The following is a 3,576-nucleotide window of genomic DNA, read 5'->3' on the forward strand; positions in this document are numbered from 1 at the left end:
TTGTGCCGGCCTTTTTGTGTGGCCGCGACGGCTTACGTAGCGCAATCCCTGGCAGAGAAGCTGGCGCCGACGTCCCTCAAGCTCGCCTACCGTGAATCTGTGGCCGAATAATGCACAGGGGCCTATCTGGAGGATACGCTGGTCGTGAACCTCGGCGACATGATGAAGATCTGGAGCAACGATCATTTCGTCTCCAATCTCCATCGTGTGGTCAACCGTAGCGGTAGGGAACGCTATTCCTTCCCGACCTTCTTCAACCTAGATTATGATGCTCCGGTCGCCTGCCTTCCCAACTTTCAGTCCGAAGGTGATCCGCCCAAGCACGTGCCCACAAAATCAGGCGACTATCTCGTGCGTCGTGTGTCAGAGACACAGCGCTTTCGCGCAAACCGCGAGCAGCAAGAAGTCGCTTAGACCGGCTTGAACTGGCTATTTGCGACCACTCTGATCTGCTCGCGCAGCCATCGATTGGCGGCGCTGTTGTGCTTGCGTTCGTGCCAGAGTTGATAAAAGCGGAGCGGCTCAAACTCCGTGGGCGCCGGCACCATTTCCAAAGGGAAGTAGCGCACCAGCTCGGTCGCGAATTGCCGACCGGTCGTGAATATAAGATCGCTCTCCAACAGCACGAACGGAACGAGACTATATTCGGGAATCGTGGCCACGATGTTGCGTCGATAGCCCGATCGCATCAGCGATCCCGAGATTGGACCATTTTCCCCGCGAGCACTAGGGTTGGGCGCGAGATGATCCGCATCGAGATACCGGGCGAGACGGAGACGCCGTCCTTCGGCCAGAGGATGTCCTTGCCGCATGAGGCATACGACCTCATCCGTGTAGAGCGTGCTCGTGCGTAGATCCTCGCGTGGTCGCGGATGATTGTTGATGATAAGATCGACAGCGCCGGTTTCGAGGGCAGTGGCTGAATCGAAGGACGGGTTGATCGTCAGGAAGCGGACTTGCATGCGCCTATTCTGCGTCGTCACTCGGTCAATGATCCTTGCGATGAACGAAGGGAGCACGCAATCGCCGCAACCGACATGAAAGGTCCGCTGATCCGTCACCGGATCAAACCCTGCCTCGGTATCGAGAGCAGAGAGTTGGAGCAAAATCTCTCTGATCGGCCCCTGCAGAACCATGGCACGTTCGGTGAGAGTGAGGCCGACGGGCCCCTTCACCAGCAATTTGTCGCCCAGTGCCTTTCGCGTAAGCGGGGTCTGGCGACCGCCTTGCGCAGCGCCCATTAGCCGGGATGATTGCCGCTCTTTAAGCGGGGTGGCCGGTGTCGGACGAGATTGAAGATTCAGCGAGCAGCGCAGCGACTACTCATACGAGCGGTCGTATGAGTAGTCGGATAGAGATCGTTAGCCGGGTGTCAGGCCGGCGGCGGTGGACGGTAGAGCAGAAGCTGGCCGTGCTGCAGGATGCATTCGGCCCGGAGGGCTGCGTGCGCGCGGCCTGTGAACGCCATGACGTCGGCAGCGGCTCGATCTACACATGGCGGCGACAGGCGATGTCCGGTGAGCTCGCCGGGGTGCGCAAGTCGATCAAGCCTGCCTTTGCGGAGGTGCAGATCAGCGATCAGCTGGCCTTGCCCGCGCTGACGACCGCGGCGCGCACCGATGGCGTGATCGGCATCGAGTTGCCGTCGGGCATCAGGGTGAGTGTGGACGCCACGGTAGATGCCGATGCCCTTTCGCGGGTGATTGGTATCCTGACGCGATGATCCCGCTGCCGCCCTCCACGCGGATATTCCTGGCCTGCGGGGCGACGGACATGCGCAAGGGTTTTGACGGCCTTGCCGTGATGACGCAGCAAGTTCTGGAGCAGAGCCCGCATTCCGGTGCGCTGTTCGCCTTTCGAGGGAAGCGCGGTGATCTGGTAAAGCTGCTCTGGTATGACGGTCAGGGCATGTGCCTTTTCTCCAAGCGGATGGACCGAGGCCGGTTCATTTGGCCATCGACCAAGACCGGTTCGGTGGTGATGACGGCGGCCCAGCTTTCCATGCTTCTGGAAGGCATCGACTGGCGGCGGCCGGAACGCACTTTCACCCCGTCACTCGCGGGCTAAAACGCCCATTTTCCGGCGCTTTTCCTGGCATTATGACCATTGTTCCGCTATAGGATCGCGGTGTCGGACGCAGGCCTTTCCACCGCTGACAAAGACGCTCGGATCGCCGAGCTCGAAGCTGCTTTGGCGGCCGCCCACGCCGATATTTCTGCCCGCGACATCCTGATCGACACGCTGCGCGTGCAGATCGCGCGCCTCAAGCGGATGCAGTTCGGCAAGTCGTCCGAGAAGCTCGATACCCAGATCGCACAGCTTGAACTGGCGCTCGAAGAACTCGAAGGCGAGGCCATCGTCGCTGCCGCGCGTCGAGCTGATCCGGCACAGACCGATCGGCCGTCGCCTGTTCGGGCGCTGCCCGCCCATCTGCCACGTGAAGAGCAGCGGATCGAACCCGAGCAGGGCAACTGCACCTGTCCCGGCTGCGGTGGGGCATTGCGGCCGCTGGGACAGGATAGCGACGAGATGCTCGATGCCGTGCCGGTGCAATGGCGTGTCATTCGGACCATCCGGCCCAAGTATAGCTGCCGCTCCTGCGAGAAGATCGTGCAGGCGCCCGCGCCGGTAAAGGCGATAGCGCGCGGCAAGGCGACCTTCGGCACGCTGGCCCACGTCGTCGTCTCCAAGTTCGACCATCACCTGCCGCTTTACCGCCAGGCCGAAATCATGGCGGCGCAGGGGATCGAGATCGACCGCTCGACGCTGGCAGGCTGGGTTGGGCAAGCATCCGTGCTGCTCGACCCGATCGTCAGTCGCATTCGCGAGGTCGGCCTGACCGCCTCGAAGATCCATACCGACGATACGCCGGTTCCCATGCTTGATCCGGGGCGGGGCAAAACGGCGACTGGCAGGCTCTGGGCTTACGCCGTCGATGATCGCGGCTCCGGCGCCACGACCCCGTCGCTGGTCTGGTATGAGTTCACCACCGATCGCATCGGCGCGCATCCCCAGCGGCAGCTGGCCAACTTCACGGGCTATCTCCAAGCCGACGGCTATGCCGGTTATGACAAGCTTTACGACACGAACCGCGTCACCGAGGTTGCTTGCTGGGCCCATTTCCGGCGCAAGATCTTCGACATCCACGCCACCAAGCCGACGTCACTCACCACCGATCTGCTGGAACGCATCGGCCAGCTCTACGAAATCGAGGCAGAGGTTCGAGGCCAGCAACCCGAGATCCGACGACGAAGCCGGCAGGACCGCACCCAGCCATTGATCGATGAGCTGCGGCAAGCACTTGACGATGCCCTGCGCCGCCTCTCGCCCAAGTCCGAGATGGCGAAAGCGATCGCCTATGGTCGCAAGCGCTGGGTGGCGCTCACGCGCTTCCTCGATGATGGGCGTCTGGAGATCGATAACAACATTGCGGAGCGTGCCATGCGATGCGTGGCAACGACCGATTCATACTACACCTCCTCTTCAAATGTCCGGAAACAGGGACTTTTGGTTTTCCATTTTGATGCGACACGGGCCTCTGTGACGCGGGAACTGGGTCACTTCGTCCTTTTCCAG

At 61.4% G+C, this 3,576-nt stretch carries 5 protein-coding genes; 4 read left to right on the forward strand and 1 reads right to left on the reverse strand.

All coding sequences use genetic code 11. The features are described 5' to 3' along the window. Positions 1 to 138: 138 nt before the first annotated feature. Positions 139 to 414, forward strand: coding sequence for a 2OG-Fe(II) oxygenase family protein (locus tag D0Z70_RS24165; protein WP_275402244.1), 276 nt, complete (start codon positions 139 to 141; stop codon positions 412 to 414). Here the strand turns inward: D0Z70_RS24165 and D0Z70_RS24170 are convergent. Then, positions 411 to 1,175, reverse strand: coding sequence for a LysR substrate-binding domain-containing protein (locus D0Z70_RS24170; RefSeq protein ID WP_182914104.1), 765 nt, complete (start codon positions 1,173 to 1,175; stop codon positions 411 to 413). The two genes, D0Z70_RS24165 and D0Z70_RS24170, sit on opposite strands and share 4 nt — an antisense overlap. A 164-nt stretch (positions 1,176 to 1,339) precedes the next feature. On the opposite strand from D0Z70_RS24170, the gene tnpA reads away from it, so the two are divergent. The 3 genes from tnpA to tnpC form a co-directional block, all read left to right on the forward strand. Continuing rightward, positions 1,340 to 1,723, forward strand: a complete 384-nt coding sequence (gene tnpA / locus D0Z70_RS24180) for an IS66-like element accessory protein TnpA (RefSeq protein WP_119750752.1) — start codon at positions 1,340 to 1,342, stop codon at positions 1,721 to 1,723. Further along, positions 1,720 to 2,067: an IS66 family insertion sequence element accessory protein TnpB gene (gene tnpB, locus D0Z70_RS24185; protein ID WP_011950829.1), complete on the forward strand. Its 348-nt coding sequence runs from the start codon at positions 1,720 to 1,722 to the stop codon at positions 2,065 to 2,067. The genes tnpA and tnpB overlap by 4 nt, the downstream gene beginning before the upstream one ends. 60 nt (positions 2,068 to 2,127) lie before the next feature. Continuing rightward, on the forward strand, positions 2,128 to 3,576 hold a 1,449-nt coding region (gene tnpC, locus D0Z70_RS24190; RefSeq protein ID WP_420820408.1), incomplete at its 3' end, for an IS66 family transposase.

It is taken from the genome of Sphingobium terrigena (assembly GCF_003591655.1).
Lineage (GTDB): Bacteria > Pseudomonadota > Alphaproteobacteria > Sphingomonadales > Sphingomonadaceae > Sphingobium > Sphingobium terrigena.